Annotated in this window: 20 protein-coding genes; 13 read left to right on the plus strand and 7 right to left on the minus strand. The window is 58.2% G+C overall.

Annotated elements, in window-relative coordinates:
• Positions 1–118: 118 nt before the first annotated feature.
• The 6 genes from ABIQ96_RS12105 to ABIQ96_RS12130 all read left to right on the plus strand — a co-directional run bounded on the left by ABIQ96_RS12105 (position 119) and on the right by ABIQ96_RS12130 (position 6258).
• Complete coding sequence (locus tag ABIQ96_RS12105) at positions 119–2236, plus strand: hypothetical protein (protein ID WP_348214852.1); 2118 nt, start codon at positions 119–121, stop codon at positions 2234–2236.
• A gap of 264 nt (positions 2237–2500) precedes the next feature.
• Entirely contained in the window at positions 2501–2761 is a 261-nt protein-coding gene (gene rpsO, locus ABIQ96_RS12110) for a 30S ribosomal protein S15 (protein ID WP_348214853.1), read from the plus strand.
• A 200-nt stretch (positions 2762–2961) separates the two neighbouring features.
• Entirely contained in the window at positions 2962–5109 is a 2148-nt protein-coding gene (locus ABIQ96_RS12115) for a polyribonucleotide nucleotidyltransferase (protein WP_348214854.1), read from the plus strand.
• A gap of 163 nt (positions 5110–5272) precedes the next feature.
• Complete coding sequence (locus ABIQ96_RS12120; protein WP_348214855.1) at positions 5273–5506, plus strand: DUF2281 domain-containing protein; 234 nt, start codon at positions 5273–5275, stop codon at positions 5504–5506.
• Positions 5503–5889, plus strand: a complete 387-nt coding sequence (locus tag ABIQ96_RS12125; protein ID WP_348214856.1) for a type II toxin-antitoxin system VapC family toxin — start codon at positions 5503–5505, stop codon at positions 5887–5889. Before ABIQ96_RS12120 ends, ABIQ96_RS12125 begins: the two co-directional genes overlap by 4 nt.
• A gap of 132 nt (positions 5890–6021) precedes the next feature.
• The gene (locus ABIQ96_RS12130) at positions 6022–6258 is read left to right on the plus strand and encodes a DUF1778 domain-containing protein (RefSeq protein WP_348214857.1); all 237 of its coding nucleotides are present in this window, start codon (positions 6022–6024) and stop codon (positions 6256–6258) included.
• 96 nt (positions 6259–6354) lie between these two features.
• On the opposite strand, the gene ABIQ96_RS12135 is transcribed toward ABIQ96_RS12130, so the two are convergent.
• Positions 6355–6591, minus strand: coding sequence for a hypothetical protein (locus ABIQ96_RS12135; protein ID WP_348214858.1), 237 nt, complete (start codon positions 6589–6591; stop codon positions 6355–6357).
• A gap of 636 nt (positions 6592–7227) precedes the next feature.
• Here ABIQ96_RS12135 and ABIQ96_RS12140 point away from each other — a divergent pair.
• From ABIQ96_RS12140 to ABIQ96_RS12150, 3 genes are read left to right on the plus strand one after another with little or no spacing between them, the layout of a single operon-like run.
• Positions 7228–7482, plus strand: coding sequence for a type II toxin-antitoxin system Phd/YefM family antitoxin (locus ABIQ96_RS12140; protein ID WP_348214859.1), 255 nt, complete (start codon positions 7228–7230; stop codon positions 7480–7482).
• Positions 7483–7499: 17 nt separating this feature from the next.
• Positions 7500–7901, plus strand: coding sequence for a type II toxin-antitoxin system VapC family toxin (locus ABIQ96_RS12145; RefSeq protein WP_348214860.1), 402 nt, complete (start codon positions 7500–7502; stop codon positions 7899–7901).
• Positions 7902–7944: 43 nt separating this feature from the next.
• Complete coding sequence (locus ABIQ96_RS12150) at positions 7945–8673, plus strand: AAA family ATPase (RefSeq protein WP_348214861.1); 729 nt, start codon at positions 7945–7947, stop codon at positions 8671–8673.
• A 9-nt stretch (positions 8674–8682) separates the two neighbouring features.
• Here ABIQ96_RS12150 and ABIQ96_RS12155 read toward each other — a convergent pair whose 3' ends face one another.
• From ABIQ96_RS12155 to ABIQ96_RS12165, 3 genes are read right to left on the minus strand one after another with little or no spacing between them, the layout of a single operon-like run.
• Complete coding sequence (locus tag ABIQ96_RS12155; protein ID WP_348214862.1) at positions 8683–9033, minus strand: type II toxin-antitoxin system RelE/ParE family toxin; 351 nt, start codon at positions 9031–9033, stop codon at positions 8683–8685.
• On the minus strand, positions 9030–9338 hold the full coding sequence (locus ABIQ96_RS12160) for a type II toxin-antitoxin system Phd/YefM family antitoxin (RefSeq protein WP_348214863.1): 309 nt from the start codon (positions 9336–9338) through the stop codon (positions 9030–9032). The genes ABIQ96_RS12155 and ABIQ96_RS12160 overlap by 4 nt, the downstream gene beginning before the upstream one ends.
• 52 nt (positions 9339–9390) lie before the next feature.
• On the minus strand, positions 9391–9843 hold the full coding sequence (locus tag ABIQ96_RS12165) for a nucleotidyl transferase AbiEii/AbiGii toxin family protein (RefSeq protein ID WP_348214864.1): 453 nt from the start codon (positions 9841–9843) through the stop codon (positions 9391–9393).
• Positions 9844–10103: 260 nt separating this feature from the next.
• Here ABIQ96_RS12165 and ABIQ96_RS12170 point away from each other — a divergent pair, with 260 nt between their 5' ends.
• Both ABIQ96_RS12170 and ABIQ96_RS12175 read left to right on the plus strand, forming a co-directional pair.
• Positions 10104–10511, plus strand: coding sequence for a type II toxin-antitoxin system VapC family toxin (locus ABIQ96_RS12170; protein WP_348214865.1), 408 nt, complete (start codon positions 10104–10106; stop codon positions 10509–10511).
• Positions 10512–10545: 34 nt separating this feature from the next.
• Positions 10546–12120 carry a hypothetical protein gene (locus ABIQ96_RS12175; RefSeq protein ID WP_348214866.1) on the plus strand — a complete coding sequence of 525 codons (1575 nt, stop codon included), beginning with the start codon at positions 10546–10548 and terminating at the stop codon, positions 12118–12120.
• A 41-nt stretch (positions 12121–12161) separates the two neighbouring features.
• Here ABIQ96_RS12175 and ABIQ96_RS12180 read toward each other — a convergent pair whose 3' ends face one another.
• On the minus strand, positions 12162–12989 hold the full coding sequence (locus ABIQ96_RS12180) for an alpha/beta fold hydrolase (protein ID WP_348214867.1): 828 nt from the start codon (positions 12987–12989) through the stop codon (positions 12162–12164).
• A 108-nt stretch (positions 12990–13097) separates the two neighbouring features.
• Here ABIQ96_RS12180 and ABIQ96_RS12185 point away from each other — a divergent pair, with 108 nt between their 5' ends.
• Together ABIQ96_RS12185 and ABIQ96_RS12190 are read left to right on the plus strand one after the other, a co-directional pair.
• Positions 13098–13469, plus strand: a complete 372-nt coding sequence (locus tag ABIQ96_RS12185) for a hypothetical protein (protein WP_348214868.1) — start codon at positions 13098–13100, stop codon at positions 13467–13469.
• A gap of 99 nt (positions 13470–13568) precedes the next feature.
• Positions 13569–14849, plus strand: coding sequence for a DUF3422 domain-containing protein (locus tag ABIQ96_RS12190; RefSeq protein ID WP_348214869.1), 1281 nt, complete (start codon positions 13569–13571; stop codon positions 14847–14849).
• Here the strand turns inward: ABIQ96_RS12190 and ABIQ96_RS12195 are convergent.
• A complete protein-coding gene (locus tag ABIQ96_RS12195) occupies positions 14843–15004 on the minus strand; it encodes a hypothetical protein (RefSeq protein ID WP_348214870.1) in 162 nt (53 codons plus the stop codon). The genes ABIQ96_RS12190 and ABIQ96_RS12195 overlap by 7 nt on opposite strands.
• 78 nt (positions 15005–15082) lie before the next feature.
• Positions 15083–16135: a peptidase M42 gene (locus ABIQ96_RS12200; RefSeq protein ID WP_348214871.1), complete on the minus strand. Its 1053-nt coding sequence runs from the start codon at positions 16133–16135 to the stop codon at positions 15083–15085.
• Positions 16136–16162: the final 27 nt, after the last annotated feature.

Genomic DNA, 16162 nt, shown 5'->3' on the forward strand with positions numbered 1-16162 from the left:
AGCTGCGGCGGACGGTCTAGCCACCCGAAAGGGGCGGCGGCATTCATTTTCTGTGGAATGCTGCTTTCTAACGATTTGCCGTGACGTCCCGATCGAATCCTCCTAGAAGCAGAGCCTCATGAAGTTATCTCCATCCCTGTTGATGTTGCCGGTCGCTCTCGGAGTCGGATTTATGGCGGGCAGGCAGGGCGAAAAGGCACCCGGCAAGGAGACGACGGTCGAACAACAGAACACCCGCGAATCCCGCGCCGCGCTTCGCAGTCCGCGCAGCGATCCGTTTGGCGGGCAAAGTTTCTCGCTGTCGTCGATGGACGATATCCACGACCTTTTTAAAAAGCAGGGCCGCTCGGTGGCTTCCGCGCGGATGACGCTGGCGGTGAATTCCCTGAAAGCCGACGAAATCCCCGCTCTCGTCGAGATGGTGCAAAAGGAATTCCGCGAGAATCCAGACCGCTACGATTCCGACAGCTACGCGCTGATGGGCGCGTTGTTCGAGCGCTGGGCCTTAGTCGATCCGGCCGCATCCATCGCGTTCGTGAATTCCTGCAAATCGCGGTCCTTCCAAAAATCCGCGGCGGCAAGCTGCTTCGGCACCCTCGGAAAAGTGGACCCCAACCGTGCGCTGTTGGAATTTGAAAAGCTCCCGAAAGGCGAAATCCGCGAGGCCGCCGGCATGCAGCTCGTCTCCGCCCTCGCCGACACCGATCCTTCGGCCGCCTGCGATTTATTAGAAAAGGAATCGAGCCCGGGTGCTTTCAGCGAGTATTACACCAGTGAAATTTTCGGCAAATGGGCTAAGACCGATCCCGCAGCAGCAGCAGCGCGGCTGGCGTTGATGCCGCCGGATCGCGTGGGTGACCAAAGCGCGAGCCAACTGGCTGCGAATTGGGCGCTGAAAGATCCCGAAGCCGCGCTGAAGTGGGCGAAGTCCTTGAAGGGCGATTGGAAATCCAACTCCGCCTCGGAAGTTTATAAAGTCCTCGCACGCGAAGATCCGGAAGCCGCATGGGAACGCTTGAAGGGCGAGCCCGGCCATCTGCGCGGGAAGATCGTCGGTGGAATCCTCGGAATTGTCGCCGACGAAGATCCTAACAAGGCCATGTCCATGCTGATGGGACTGGAGAGCAAGTCCGAGCAACGGATCGCCACCGGCCAATTTCTAAGACAACTCAACTGGGGCGACACCCGGCTCGCGTTCGAGCTGATGGACCAGATCAAAGACCCGGCGATCCGCCGCGAGAACCTCGGCAACCAGATGTATTATGCGGCCTGGTCCGCGCCGGACCTGCTCAAGGAGCAAGCCGCCAAACTGAGCGACCGCGAGAAAATCGACACCTCGGATGCCGTGCTGCGCGGCCTGATATCGTCCGATCCCACCGCCGCGGAAAAGTATTTCCTCGCCCTTCCCGAAGCCCAGCGCGACACCAACACGCTCTCGCGGATGCTTTCGCAGTATTCCAACACCGATCCTAACAAGGCTTTCGATTTCGCGGTTTCACTCACCAATCCGCAGGAACAAACCGCCGCGGTGAAAGGGCTTTTCGAAAACTGGAGCCGCGAGGATCCCGAGGCCGCGGCCGCCGGTTGGAAAAAACTGCCTGCCGGTCAAAGCCGGTTGGAAGCACTCGACAACCTCGCGGGTTCGTGGGGTCGCAGCGATCCGGAAGCCGCCAAAGTCTGGGCCGACAGCCTGACCGGCGATGAGCGCGCCCGCGCTCTGGCCTCCGTTCTCCCGGCGATGGCCCGCGACAATCCGGCCACCGCCAGCAGCCAGCTTTCCGCACTCATCGCCTCACCACCGGACGGCATGGAGAAAAATCTAGCGGATTCGGCCGGCAAGCTCGCCGGACAATGGGCCAGCGACAACCCGGCCAAAGCCGCCAGTTGGGCGGCCGGCCTTCCCGACGGCCAATCGCGTGATGAAGGTCTGAAGGCAGTTTCCCGATCATGGAGCCAATATGACGCCATCGCCACCGCCGAATGGCTCGGCACCTTGCAATCCGGCAGCTCGCGCGACGCGGCGATCCAACCGCTGGTCGATCAAATCCGCAAAACCGACCCGACCACCGCGTTTTCCTGGGCTTCCTCCATCAGCGACGACAACCAGCGCCTCAACCAGCTCCGCCAAACGCTCAGCTCGTGGCGCGCCTCGGACCTCAACGCCGCCCGCGCCGCCTTCGACGCCGCGGATCTATCCGACAAGGAACGCGAGAGCCTGGCGAAGGAAGTGAAGTAAGCCCGGTCGGATCGTCTGGGGCTGATTCTGGCGACGATTGGGGCATTGATCGGGGTTGTGGCGATCGTTTTTCGCGGCGTTTCTCTTCGACCGAACGGAGCCTTCGTGAGAAATTTCGCTTTCCCGTAGTTTCGCACCCGCCATTTTTAAAAACTTCCCCAGCGAACCTCAATTAACTTGCAAACCGGCTGTCCGGACGCTTTCTTCCGCGCTCAACCTCCAACTAGGACGGTCCGGCCCACGCTGGATCCATCCCCTACGACCATGAGCGATACTAAAGAAATCAACCTGAAAGAATATCAACTCCACGAAGGAGACACCGGCAGCGCCCCTTATCAAGTGGCTCTCCTCACCGCTCGGATTTTCCATCTGACGGATCACCTGAACATCCACAAGAAGGACTTCTCGTCCCGCCGTGGACTCCTCACCCTCGTTTCCCAGCGCCGCAAGCTGCTGGATTACATCAAGAAGGGCTCCGAGGAAAAGTATCTGCAGCTCATCCAGAGCCTCGGCCTTCGCCGCTAACCCAATTTCGCAAGCAGCCACGGGAAGTTCCCGTGGCTGTTTTGCAAAGCGGTTCGGGCGCTCAATCTCCAGCCCGGGTCGCCAGACATTCCTCTCCGCAGTGCGCTCGGTTGCGCTCTGCGGAATTTGTCTGAAAGAGATGATGCCCGCCCGGCATTCCGCCAATCGGGTTGTACGCACGAAATAAGAAAATACAGACTATGAATATCCATACACTTACGGCCGACGTCGGCACCAACCCGATGACGTTCGAAACCGGCAAAATTGCCAAACTCGCCGATGGCGCCGTCACCGTCCGTTGCGGCGACACCATCATCCTCGTCACCGCCGTTTCCGCCACCAAGGTGAAATCCGGCCAGACCTGGTTCCCACTTTCCGTGGAATATAAGGAAAAAGCCACCGCTGCCGGCGTTTTCCCAGGTGGCTACTTCAAGCGCGAAGGTCGCCCGACCGAAAAGGAAATCCTCACCTGCCGCATGACGGACCGCCCGCTGCGTCCGTTGTTCCCAAAAGGCTACCTCTACGAAACCCAGATCGTCGCCATCCTTCTCAGCGCCGACGGCGTGAATGATTCCGACATCCTCGCGATGAACGGTGCCTCCGCCGCCCTCTGCCTTTCCGACATCCCGTTCGCCGGCCCGATCGGTGCCGTGCGTGTTGGCCGCGTCGATGGGAAATTCCTCATCAACCCGACCCACGACGAGCGCGCTGACAGCGACCTCGACCTCATTTACGTCGGCGACAAGACCAACGTCATCATGATCGAAGGCCAGGCCGACGAGATTCCTGAAGACGAATTCATCAAGGCCCTCCATTTCGCCCAGGAAGCCGTCGCCAAATTGGTGGCCGCTCAGGAAGAACTGGTGAAGCTTGCAGGCAAGGAAAAGCGCACCTACGAACTCACCGTCGCCAAGGACAACCTCCTCGAGATCGCCTACGAAATCGCCGGTGACCGCATCGAAGCCGCCATCTACGCGCCATCGAAAACCGAGCGCGCCAAGAAAGTCGGCGCCCTCCGCGACGAAGTGGAAAAGGCCATCAAGGAGCGCGCTCCTGAAGCCACCGACTTCGACGTCGAGCAAGCCTTCGAATACCTTCAGAAGAAGGCGTTCCGTATTTCCATCATGGAAAAAGGCGTGCGCGCCGACGGCCGCAGCATCGGTGACCTCCGCACTCTCTACGGAGAAGTCGGCACCCTGCCACGCGTTCACGGCTCCGCCATTTTCTCCCGTGGAGAAACCCAGGCCCTCGCCATCACCACCCTCGCCCCTGCGGACGAAAAGCAACATTTCGACAACTACGCCGGTGGCGAAGACGAGAAGCGCTTCATCCTCCACTACAACTTCCCTCCATTCTCCGTCGGCGAATGCGGACGCATGGGTGGCATCAACCGCCGCGAAATCGGCCACGGCTCGCTCGCCGAGCGCTCCATCGAACCCGTCATCCCTGACGAATCCGTCTTCCCCTACGCCATCCGCGTTTCCTCGGAAGTCATGGAATCCAACGGTTCCACCTCGATGGCCTCCGTTTGCGCGGGTGTCATGGCTCTGCTCGACGCCGGCGTACCGCTCATCCGCCCGGTCGGCGGCATTTCCGTCGGACTCGTCACCGAGAACAACGAAGACGGCTCCATGAAATCCCACAAAATGCTGTTGGACATCATCGGTTCCGAAGACTTCTACGGCGACATGGACTTCAAGCTCTGCGGCACCAGCGAAGGCGTCACCGGCTATCAGCTCGACCTCAAGCTCGCCGGCCTCCCGATTGCGATGCTCGAAGAAGCGATCCACATCGCCAAGGCAGGCCGCACCGCCATCCTTGAGAAAATGGCAGAGTCCATCATTGAGCCCAAGCCGCTCAGCCCGCACGCCCCACGCATTGTTTCCGTGAAGATCCCAGCGGATCGCATCGGCGAGCTCATCGGACCTGGCGGCAAAAACATCAAGGGCATCCAGGCCGAATCCGGCGCCGAGATCAACATCGAGGACGACGGCACCGTGCACATCTACGCTTCCAAGCAGGAAGGTCTCGATCGCGCCAAGGCGATGATCGACCGCATGTTCCAGGAAATCGAAGTGGGCAAGGTTTACACCGGCAAGGTCGTTTCCATCACCCAGTTCGGCGCCTTCATGGAAGTGCTCCCCGGCAAGGACGGACTCGTCCACGTCTCCGAACTCGCCGAAGGCCGCACCGAAAACGTTGAGGACATCGTCAAAAAAGGCGACGTCATCACCGCCAAGTGCCTCGGAGTGGACGAAAAAGGCCGCGTGAAAATGTCACGCCGCGCCTGGCTCCGCGACCAAAAAGCCGCTGAGCACGAAGCCCAGCAACCCGTCGCCGCCGAGTAATCCGCGCGACGAGTTCTAACGAACTATCCAATCAAGCCGGCGTCCAAATGGGCGTCGGCTTTTTTCGTCAAAGTGGCTGGGGCATCCCTGCCCCAGACCGTTGCAGGAGGCGTCTCGCCTCCTGAAGCTTTACGTCTTCCCGATCATCGCATAAGCTGTCCGCATGAAGACCTTGGAAACCGATGCGGAAATCCATGCCGATGGCAGCGTGACGCTGCTATCGCCGATCCCATCTTGGCTCAAACCAGGCCGCACCCATGTCCTGCTGGTCGTGGATTCGGCTTCGGAAAATCGGTCCGAGGATCCAGTCACTCCTCAGCCCGGAAGTTTGAAGGGCTTCTGGATGGCGCCGGATTTCGATGAGCCGCTGGAAGACTTCAAGGAGTATATGGAATGAACCTGCTCCTGGATACCCACGCCCTCATCTGGTTCCTCGAAAACGATGCTCAACTCAGCGCAAACGCACGGGCTGCCATCAGCGACCCGGCAAACCGCTGTCATGTCAGCGACGCCACGGCATGGGAGATCGGCATCAAGCAATCTCTTGGAAAACTGAAACTTCCGCTGCCATTCGACGAATTATTCCCCACCCGTCTGCTGGCTTTGGGTTTCCTCTCGCTGCCCATCCGCCATGCCCACCTGCACGAAGTGATCCGCCTGCCATTCCATCATCGCGATCCGTTCGACCGCATGCTCATCGCCCAAGCATTGGCGGAGGGAATGACGCTGGTTTCCCGTGACCCTCATTTCCCAACTTACGAAGTGCCGCTGATCTGGTGAAAACAGTCACCATGCCTGGCACAAAGTGGCTGCGGCGTCTCGCCGCAGACCGTTGCAGGAGGCGTCCCCCCTCCCGATTATCTCTTCAAATTCTCCCTTCCAGCCGAAGTCTATTCATGTGACCCTGTGACCATGAATACGTCTTCCGACATCCTTACCGAATCTGCCAAGCGCGACGCCGAAACGGAATCCGAGTTTGGGGCTGCAAATGACGTTGCCCGTAAGGCCAATCTTGAGGGCCCTTCCTTCCGGTTGGATAAAGCCGACTCCCAACGTTTCGTGGAAGCTCTTCTTGCTTCTCCCGACAAACCCACCCCGCGCTTCAGCCAAGCTCTCAACACCTATCAAAAGTCGGTGGTCGAGCGATGAATAGTGCGAACTCATGCCGTGACTTTTTACGACATGCTTCGTCGAAAACTCAAAATCTGAAACAAAAGAGCCGGCTGCCGAAGCAGCCGACTCTGATTAGAGGATTCGAAGGGTCTCCCTTTCTCCATCGCGGGATTCGAGGACAATCTTTCCTCCTTGCTTTTGGAAATCGATAACCAGTTCGTAGATTGCGAGAGCCCTTCTAAACACCTCAGCCAGCGAGGTTGCCTCGCTTTTTACCCTAAGCTCTTTGATCTGATCTCTGACGCTTGGGGTGACTTCCAGGTTGATCCGGACTGTCTCGCGGTCTTTTGGTGAAACTTGAGCGGACATCTATGTAAACAATTACGAATGTGACCGTGAGGATCAAATAAAGCCATTCCGGCCCTTTGAGACCGCACACGGTGGCGATGGTGGCGCAGTAGCCCAAAAACAGGATACTGCCTGTTCGAGGTCTGGGCGGTACGTCCGCCGTGACTTCGATAATTCCTTGATATGCTTCGAGGTATTTTTTCAGTGGGTCCATTGTTCCGATCTTTCGAACGCGACGTCCGGAAGACCGGAGGCTTGGACAACAGTCGATGTGATGACTTGGGTCATGATCGTCGCTAGTTGACCTTCCTCCTGGGACAGGCACCGACCGGTTTTGCCTGCTTCAGAGTTTAGGTGAATTATTAAACTGTTTTCCCGATTTGGCACTCACCAGAGGGAATCTTAGGAATCCGGGGGATTCAACGCTAAGTAGATAATCCAACTTTTGGTCGGTTTGTTGGGTCTGCTTGTGCGTCTTATGACAGCGGTAATCTGATTGGTTGAATCAGATTACTTCCTGAAAGGAGACAATGAACGAAATCCGTTCATTGTCAACACGGAATTCGATCAAGAACTAAAAGCGCCTTAGCTGAATATTCTTGGGTACGTTTCAGCACTTAAATTGACCAAAATTCTGGTCAATTTATATTCACCCCGATGATCACGAAACAAATCAGCGTTTCCGAGTTCAAAGCACACTGCACCCAGGAAATCCGCGCGGTGGAGAACGGGGAAGCGATCCTCGAACTGACCCGTCACGGAAAGAAGGTTGCGGTGGTGCGCTCTGCGGCTGCTGATGAGTCTTCGCCCGCCTTGGAAAGTTGGATCGGCAGTGGCAAAGGCACCGTGACCTTTGAGGCCAGCTACGTTCCAGATGCTCCGGCATGGGAAGCGGATGATTGGGAAGATTGATTGAAATCCAATCCATCATGTCTGCAATCCTCTTGCTCGATACCTGCGCTTGGCTGGATGCTTTCGCTGCCCCCGAGCTTCTGAAGCCGGCGGTACGGAAACTTCTGGCTGGCGAGCATCTGGTGCATGTGTCCGCCATCAGCCTCGTTGAAATTGCTAGAAAGGAAGCGAGGGGCGAATTGGTCTTCGGCATGGCATTGTCCAAATGGTTTCAGCTCGTTCTGCCTGCAAACCGCGTGCGGGTTCTTGAAATTTCACCCGAAATCGCCATCGACGCAACCCGCCTGCCTGATTGGCCTCACAAGGATCCATGTGACCAAACCATCGTAGCGACGGCCCGCCTTCATGGACTCAAGGTACTCACCTCCAATTCGAAGATTCTCAAATACCGGCAGGTGGAGAGCATCGCCTCAAGATGATCATGAGTTATCGAAGATTCCGTTCCCCATCTATTCTACCGCCATGCCGTTTCTTTCCAGACTCCAGGTCGATGCTCCGGGCGAGGAGTTTCCCTTCTCCATCCCGGCGATCCGGGCGTTGGAATGCGGGCTGGAGTTACATCCGAAGGTCACGTTTTTGGTAGGTGAGAACGGGACGGGGAAATCCACCTTGCTGGAAGGGCTGGCGGACAAGTGGGGGTTTTCCAAGGAAAGCGGCAACCGCAGCAAGAGCTTCGGCAGGCGCTCCTACGACACGGTGCTGGCACCGGCGATGACTCTAACGAGGAACAGCGCGCGACCGATGGATGGTTTTTTCCTGCGGGCGGAGAGTTTTTACAACTTCGCGACCGAGATGGACAATCTCGAGAAAGAGCCGTTCTGCGCTTCCGGATACTTTTGCTACGGCGGAAAATCTCTGCATGAGCAATCGCACGGCGAGTCATTTCTAACACTATTTCTGGACCGCTTCGGCGGCCACGGACTCTATCTGCTGGATGAGCCGGAGGCCGCGCTGTCACCGACGCGGCAGATGGCGTTCCTCGTGAGGCTGCACGATCTGGTGAACGATTTCAGCCAGTTCGTGATCGCGACGCATTCACCGATCATCCTGGCCTATCCAGAGGCCGTCATCTACGAGTTCAGCGAGACGGGAATCGAACGGGTGAGCTACCGGGCCTCGCAACCCTATCAGGTGACGAGCCGGTTTCTCAAGAACCCGGAAGGGATGTTGGAGAAACTGTTCGCAGATTGATCGTTGGCATCACCGCACTGTCTCCGGCAGCCATGGCCGTCTTTCATGTCGAACCTGCAACACCGTGACCCGCGCGGCCTCCTCATCGATCATGTAAAGAATCCGCCACGCGGATGGCGTTTTCCATGGCTTGAACCGCATCTGGCGGATAGAGATTTCTGGCATCCAGCGGCCGTTTTCCGGTGCGAATCCGTATCGTTCGGGATGCTGCCTCAACGTATCGAGAGTTGTCTCTAGCAGATCCATCCAGCAGTCGGCGAGTTCCGCACCGCCACGAGTTTCATCCGCCTCATACCAAAGAAGCTGTTCTTCAATACAGCGCTCCGCTTCCGCTGAAAGCCGCAACTCATGGTCCGTCATGACGCGGTGTCCCGTCGTTTCCCGGCACGTTTGCGGAGCCTGCTCATCACTGTCTTCGCCGCCGTCCCTGAATCTCCTTTGGCGTAGTTTTCCACCGCCTCGCGAAGCCTGAGATCCATGCGATATTCCTCCGCATCGTGTGCCATTTGTTCAAAGGCGTCTAATGACAGCACGACGACCGATGCCTTGCCATTCTGGGTGAGGATTCTCGCCCGCCCGCCCGAGGCGAGCTCCTTGGCGTGTTGCTTCGTGTTGCGCGCAAAGTCCGTCAGACTCACCACGTCCTCTTTGAGGTCAATTCGCATGGGTTGAGGTTCGCACATTATTCCGTGCTTATCCAGCCGTTTTTTCTCTTCTTCAGCAGTTCTCCTGACGCAGACGGGCAAGGTCAGCGAGATCTTGAGGGCGACCTGTGGCCTGCTTGTTTTGGATGAGTTCCGTTTTCCCGATCACCTGGATTTCGAGACCATCGAGATCCACTTGGGTTCGGGAAGCCCAAGCCGCCTGCCAAGTCACGCCGCTGATACCGGTCAGGATGTCGATGCGGTTCGGGGCGCGTCCGAGCTGGATCACTTGGTCTATATCGAGAAAATCCTCGCGGGTGATGCCAGCTTCACCGAATCCGAAGTCCGCAAGAACGGCGTGAAGCTTGTCGGCATTCTCGGGAGAGACGAGCACCATCAGGTCGATGTCTTCGGTAAAACGCGGGGCACCGTGAAAAGCGAGCGCATAGCCGCCGACCAGCAGGAACTCAACTTTCCGCGAGAGGCACAATTCGATAAACTCGTGGATGTCTTGGTGTAGTTTCATCGGATTCGGGATAGAACAGCATGCCGCGTTTCAAGATCTCTTCGAACACCTCCAGCGCCGCCCGAGGATCATCGATAAGCGGAGGAATGCCTTCCGATTCGAGAGGCCTCTTGAGAGCGGTCCGTTCCATGTCGCGAGGATAGGGGCGGATGGAGTGGATGTCGAGTTGTCCCCACCGTGACCTTTGAGGCCAGCTACGTTCCCGATGCTCCGGCATGGGAAGCCGGCGATTGGGAGGATTGATTGAAATCCAATTCATTATGTCCACAATCCTCTTGCTCGATACGTGCGCCTGGCTGGATGCATTTGCTGCTCCTGAGTTATTGAAACCTGCGGTTCGCAAACTCCTTGCTGGCGAGTATCTGGTGCATGTGTCCGCCATCAGCCTGCTGGAAGTCGCGAGACAGGAAACGAAGGGCGAATTGGTTTTCGGCATGGCGTTGTCCAAATGGTTTCAGCTCGCTCTACCTGCAAACCGCGTGCGGGTTCTTGAAATTTCTCCCGAAATAGCCATCGACGCGACCCGCCTGCCTGACTGGCCTCACAATGATCCGTGTGACCCAATCATCGTGGCGACGGCCCGCCTTCATGGACTCAAAGTGCTCACCTCCGATTCGAAGATCCTCAAATACCGGCAGGTCGAGAGTATCGCTTCACGCAAGGCCTGAGCCACTGCTCACATTCAGCACTCCTTGCCACGACATGCTTCCCCGGCTAACATGGGCCATGCGTTTCCTCGCGTTCATCTTCCTCGTTCCGCTGGCTACGATGGCGGAGCGCATCAATCACGAGGGCCGCATTCTTGGGGATTTACCCGTGATCACCACGCCGCTGCTTTTTAATACTCCGGAAGCGGATGCGGTGGTCTCCGCGTTGCAGATGATGCCGCGGGACAATGCTTGGAATGAGGACGTCTCGCAGCGCCCCGCCCTAACTGGCAGCGATGCGATGATCGCACGGGTGAAGTCAGACCTCGCGGTGAATGCCGGACGCCAGAATCTCCGGCTTTTCAGCGAGATGAATTACGTCCTCGTGCCCGACAGTCAGCCGGCGATCCCCGTCAATTATTTCGTGTATCCCGCGGATTCGGATCTCGACGGCGGCACCTCTCCCATCGGCCTTTGTCCGATTCCCGAGAACATGCCGATCGAAGGTTGGCCGGTGGAAACGGACAATCTAACCAACGATCAGTGGCAGCAGGCCACCACCAACGACGACCGCCATGCCATCGTCGTGAAACCGGGAACTGGTGCCTTTTGGGAAATGTGGCTGGCCAAGCGAAACGGTGCTGCATGGGAGGCAGCCAACGGCGCGAAGTGGAATCTCGGCTCCAACGCCTTGCGCGAAGCCGGACTGACTTCCGCCGATGCCGCCAGTTTGCAAATGTTTCCAGCCATCGTCCGTTACGACGAATGCCAGCGCGGCATGGTTGAACACGCCCTGCGCCTCATCGTGAAAAACACACGCCTGGGCCCGATCTATCCTGCCACGCACCAAGCATCCGTTCCGCCGACCAGCGATCCCAACGTGCCCGCCATGGGCCAGCGATTCCGGCTCAAATCCAGTTTCGCGATCCCTTCAAATTGGACGATTCAGGAAAAAGCCGTGCTCCTCGCCCTGAAAAAATACGGCGCCATCGTCGCCGACAACGGCGGCTTTTTCTCTGTCTCCGTCGCGCCCGACAATCGCTTCCCCGCAGACTGTTTCGACCATATCCGCAACAGCATCGACGTGAACAATTTCGAAGTCATCCAAACCACCGGAGCTACCGAAGGTCCGCGTTCACCCGGCTCCCCCACCGCCGATGCCGGTGCCGACCAATGGATCGCAGCAGGAACCACTGGCCCATCGGTGAATCTTGTCGGCGCTGTCAGCGCACCCGGTGCTGTTAGCATCCAGTGGAAACTTTATTCCGGCCCTGCTCCCGTGGTTTTCGGAAACGCAACAAACGCCATCACAAGCGCAACGTTTGGCATTCCCGGAAAATACACCCTCATGCTCTCCGCGGCGGATAACATTCACGCCGTGGCCTATGATGCGGTTGTTATCACCGTCACTCTGAATCCGGCGGTCACGACGACAGGAAACGATGTCCAACTTTCCTTTCCGACAACCACGGGTCATCACTACCTCGTTCAAAAAAGCGCCGACCTCGTGACATGGCAAACCTTGGTTGCGAATTTGAATGGCACCGGCGTAACCCTAACCGTGACTGACGCGGGAGCGTTGAATCATCCGGACAAACATCGGTTCTATCGAATAACCGTCGTCGATTGAAAGTGGACGATTGACGGCCCAAGCCCGCGAATTTTCCGGTGTCAAACGACAGAACCTTCCAAGTGACTCGCGAGCAATTCATTCACCTCATCCGCAAGCTGGATCGGGAGCGCGTGTCCTGCGTTTGGAAACTCCACAAGCTTCGCTCCGGGAATTCCGTTGGCGAGTGCCCGCACCATCTCCGGACGGGCGATCCGATCCTGCGCGGCTCCGATCACCAAGGTCGGCAAGCCCTTGAGTTCGGCGAGTCGGGATGTTAAGTCGCAATTCCGCATGGCCGACATTTGTTTCATCACCACCGGCGGATAGACGCCGAGATCGTGGCCGAAGAGTGAGGCAAATTCCACTTCCATCGCATCACAGTCGGAGTTTTCCAAGACTTCATCCGGCATGATGATTTTCAAAAACGCCCGCCGCCGCATCCGGATCGGGCCGATGCGGCTGCGGATGCCCAGCCAGAGGAGATCGCGGGTCAGGCGGGTAGCATCGGCTCCCCGGGCAAACGAATTGAGCAAGGCGAGACTGCGAATGCGATTGTGGGCGGTGAGGGCAAGTTGCTGGGCAACCGAGCCTCCGAGCGAATGTCCGACGATATGGGCGGCCTCGATTCCGCAGGCGTCCATGATCGCCAGCGTGTCCCCTGCCATTTGCTCCACACTCAGGGATGTCCCGCACGGTTGGCTAAGTCCCATTCCGCGATTGTCGAAAGTGATGCAGCGGAAGCGGTCTTTAAGAGCGTCAACCTGCGGAAGCCAGCCGCCGCCATGAACTCCCGTGCCTTGAATGAAAACCACGGGCGGCCCTTCCCCCCACTGCGTGTAGGCAAGACGGCATCCGTCATGTTCGAGAAAATCCGGGGTGGAACGCATGATGAAAAGCTAACGAACGTGGGCACGTTGCCAAGGTTCCAGCCGATTGACAACCGGAGACCCGCGACTTTGATTGACCTGCTAGATCATCCGGCACAATCTGAAGCCATGGGCTGGGCACGCACGTTACTTTTGGGAGACATCGGCAATCGTCTCGATATCGCGGATGCCGAGGAAGACATCAACCGGATCCAGCGGACCCAGCAGCGCGCGGAAAACGCATTGCAATCGAAGGAACGGGAAATCGCCATGCTCAAGGACGAGCTCGGCCGGCAGAAGCTCGCGATCCAGGCACTCACCCGCTTTCTCATCGAGAAAGGGATCATCGCCTCGACGGAGCTGGATAACTTCATCGCCCTGATCGATGCGGAAGACGGGGCCGTCGATGGGAAAATGGAACTCGATCCAGCAAGCCGCCGCCTTCGCTTCCCAGAGAAGAAAGTCCCGGATGGGACTTTCCGTAAAACTGATAATGTCTGATGCATCCAGCGCGAATGGTGAGGGCAAAGACGTCATGCCAGCGCGCGAACCAAGCGCTTAAGGCACGCAAAATGCATTACAAAGCGAGACCCTGACACCGTGGATCCAGAGCGCTTCCATCCCCAATACCGCGAGCTGCACGCGGAACTACTGGCCCGACCGTTTCCGGTGGTTTCAGGGCAGGTAATGGTTTCGCACCGGGCGATTCTTTTCACTCCTGCGGAAGCCGCCGAACATCGTGCGGCGGTGGCGGCGCTCGCGGATTTTCCGGAAGTCGTGGCGACGCCGGAAGAGCAGGGATTTCAACTTTTGCGGCTGGGAGCGGTGGAACTGCGGATCGAGCGGCACACTGAATTCACCACGTTCACCGTATTCTCACCTCAGGTCGGCATGCCGTTTGCGGAATCGGCGATGAATCTGCTGCCGGAAGGTTGGCTTGATGCGATACCCGGCCGGATCCTGGCGGCGGTGGAAATCGCCAGCGAACTGGTGGCGGTCGCGGATGCCGGGACGGCGGCAACCATGGAACGGGTTTTGGAATTGTTCGATCAGGAACGGCTGGTCGGTGGCTGGGTCGTGGAACGGGTCGCCTCGGTGTGGAGTCATTTCAGGCAGGACGAAAACGGTGCCACACGGTTTCTCGTGCAAATCCATCGTCTCACTTCAGGCCGCTACGGCCGGCTTTTACAGCGGCTGGTGGAAATCGAAAACTACCGGATGGCGGCGATGCTCGGTCTTCCAGTGGCCCGCGAGTTGTTGCCGCAGATCGAGGAGCTTGAAGCGCGGCACGTCGCCTTGGTCGAGCGCATCGGTGTCATGCACGAAGGCGACGAACGTGAACTGCTCGGCGACCTAACTAATCTCTCGCTGGAAACCGAACGCCTTCAGGCGCGTTGTGGGTCGCGTTTCAGCATGACGGAATCCTACGCCCGCATTCTATCAGCCCGTGTCCGCGAGTTGAACGAGGAACAGGTTCCCGGTTATCAAACGCTCGGCGAATTTTTCGACCGTCGCCTGGCACAGGCATGGCACACCTGCGAACGGGCCGAGGCGGAGCTCGGTGCCTTGTCCGCGCGCTTGCAATCAACGACCGGCCTGCTGCGAACCCGGGTGGATGTGAGCCTGCAAAGCCAGAACCACCTTCTGTTAGCGAGTGTGGACCGCCGGGCCGCCGCCCAGTTGAAACTCCAGCACAACGTGGAAGGGCTCTCGGTGGTGGTGCTGACCTACTACCTCGCGAACCTGTTCAAAATCGTGATGGAGGGAATCAAAGGCACCGGCCTTCATTTCGACTCGTCACTGGCCGTCGCGCTGTTACTGCCGCTGCTGGCCTATGGAGTGTGGAGGGCCGTGCGGAACGCCCGAAACGAGAATCATTGATTCTCCGTATTCTCGATGGCGTCCTTCAACGGCCGCTTGAAAACATAGTCTTGTGAAATCACCGAGCCGTTGCTCGTGACCGTCTGTTGGGTCAGGCATCCGGACAACAGGACGACCAAGGACGAGGCGATCAGATATTTGGCGAATTTTTTCATGACATCAATTTCAAGACGACGAAACAAAACCCCGTCAGCCACCGCAAGGAAATTCCCATACCCATGGTCGCCGCCGGCTCAGCGGATATAGTTTTCTAGCAGCCGAATGGCTGAGCGCACGGATGCGAGCGAGGCGGTCTCGCTGGCGGTATGATAGCCGGTGGTCGGAATTTGAAGCGTGGTGCCGTTGATCTGACCCGCGGTGGCGGCGACGAGACGGCCGAGTTCGGTACGGCCGAGTGAAAGAGGTTTTGACCGGTTGGCGTTCAGGGCTTCGATCCAAGTGTCCTTGTAGGAGTAAGGAATCCCTAGCGCGCGGCAGTGCTCTTGGATTTCCACGGTGAAATCCGCGTCGAACTCCGCCGTGGCATCCTTTTTCCGCAGTACGAGATCCTGCGCTCCGGCGGCTTCCGGCGTGGGATACGGGCTGGTATCGAGCACAAGCAAACGGCGGGTGACGATGGATTCGCGCTGGAGCCAGGCAAGCGCGAAACGCCAGCTCCGACCGGCTTCTTCCTGCGCCGTGAACAACGCGGTGCCGGCGAATCCGTTGCGGAAAAGATGGATGATCAGGGCGACGCTCAGGACGTTGTCGAGCTGGGCTGATAGATGGGTGTCGGTGACGCGGAGGCGGTCGAGAAAGGAAACCGGTGTGCCGGGCTGGAGGAATTCAAGGCCGGTGATCTCGAAGATGAGGTTGTGGCGGTTGGGACACAGATAGCCGGCCGAAATCGAGCCCTGGCCGAGGTAGGTGCCGGTGTAGGGAAGGTGCGCCTGCACTCTCTGGCCGGTGAAGCGGTCGGCGATCGAAGCCATCATCTGCTCGGAAACCGAATCACCTGTTAGATCGCCGCGGTTGGCCGCGATGAAGGCCGCGTATTGGAATTCGTTCGGGCCGGTACACAGCAATCCGTGGCGGTCGATGTGCGCGGAGAGGACGATGCTTTCCGGATCCCGGCCACGGGCGACGAGCACTCCCATGTGCCGCTCTACCGTGACATCCACCTCTTCCAGTTCGCGGCGGAGGACGCGGAAAAACGAATCCTCGGTGCCCACCACCGACGGCTCCCGCACGAGTTGCTGGAGGATTTCGAGGAAGTCGGTGAGATCGGGCGAATCTTCGGGTTGCATCGGAATGCCGCAGGGAAAGCAGAAGGG

Origin of the sequence: Luteolibacter sp. (assembly GCF_039920825.1) — a bacterium.
GTDB lineage: Bacteria > Verrucomicrobiota > Verrucomicrobiia > Verrucomicrobiales > Akkermansiaceae > Luteolibacter.

Coding starts and splice junctions, on each gene's coding strand:
- ABIQ96_RS12140 (WP_348214859.1), top strand. CDS start 7,228: ATGATCACGAAACAAATCAGCGTTTCCGAGTTCAAAGCACACTGCACC.
- ABIQ96_RS12200 (WP_348214871.1), bottom strand. CDS start 16,135: ATGCAACCCGAAGATTCGCCCGATCTCACCGACTTCCTCGAAATCCTC.
- ABIQ96_RS12155 (WP_348214862.1), bottom strand. CDS start 9,033: ATGACGGACCATGAGTTGCGGCTTTCAGCGGAAGCGGAGCGCTGTATT.
- ABIQ96_RS12105 (WP_348214852.1), top strand. CDS start 119: ATGAAGTTATCTCCATCCCTGTTGATGTTGCCGGTCGCTCTCGGAGTC.
- ABIQ96_RS12135 (WP_348214858.1), bottom strand. CDS start 6,591: ATGTCCGCTCAAGTTTCACCAAAAGACCGCGAGACAGTCCGGATCAAC.
- ABIQ96_RS12125 (WP_348214856.1), top strand. CDS start 5,503: ATGAACCTGCTCCTGGATACCCACGCCCTCATCTGGTTCCTCGAAAAC.
- rpsO (WP_348214853.1), top strand. CDS start 2,501: ATGAGCGATACTAAAGAAATCAACCTGAAAGAATATCAACTCCACGAA.
- ABIQ96_RS12115 (WP_348214854.1), top strand. CDS start 2,962: ATGAATATCCATACACTTACGGCCGACGTCGGCACCAACCCGATGACG.
- ABIQ96_RS12160 (WP_348214863.1), bottom strand. CDS start 9,338: ATGCGAATTGACCTCAAAGAGGACGTGGTGAGTCTGACGGACTTTGCG.
- ABIQ96_RS12120 (WP_348214855.1), top strand. CDS start 5,273: ATGAAGACCTTGGAAACCGATGCGGAAATCCATGCCGATGGCAGCGTG.
- ABIQ96_RS12145 (WP_348214860.1), top strand. CDS start 7,500: ATGTCTGCAATCCTCTTGCTCGATACCTGCGCTTGGCTGGATGCTTTC.
- ABIQ96_RS12180 (WP_348214867.1), bottom strand. CDS start 12,989: ATGCGTTCCACCCCGGATTTTCTCGAACATGACGGATGCCGTCTTGCC.
- ABIQ96_RS12165 (WP_348214864.1), bottom strand. CDS start 9,843: ATGAAACTACACCAAGACATCCACGAGTTTATCGAATTGTGCCTCTCG.
- ABIQ96_RS12195 (WP_348214870.1), bottom strand. CDS start 15,004: ATGAAAAAATTCGCCAAATATCTGATCGCCTCGTCCTTGGTCGTCCTG.
- ABIQ96_RS12130 (WP_348214857.1), top strand. CDS start 6,022: ATGAATACGTCTTCCGACATCCTTACCGAATCTGCCAAGCGCGACGCC.
- ABIQ96_RS12175 (WP_348214866.1), top strand. CDS start 10,546: ATGCTTCCCCGGCTAACATGGGCCATGCGTTTCCTCGCGTTCATCTTC.
- ABIQ96_RS12150 (WP_348214861.1), top strand. CDS start 7,945: ATGCCGTTTCTTTCCAGACTCCAGGTCGATGCTCCGGGCGAGGAGTTT.
- ABIQ96_RS12170 (WP_348214865.1), top strand. CDS start 10,104: ATGTCCACAATCCTCTTGCTCGATACGTGCGCCTGGCTGGATGCATTT.
- ABIQ96_RS12185 (WP_348214868.1), top strand. CDS start 13,098: ATGGGCTGGGCACGCACGTTACTTTTGGGAGACATCGGCAATCGTCTC.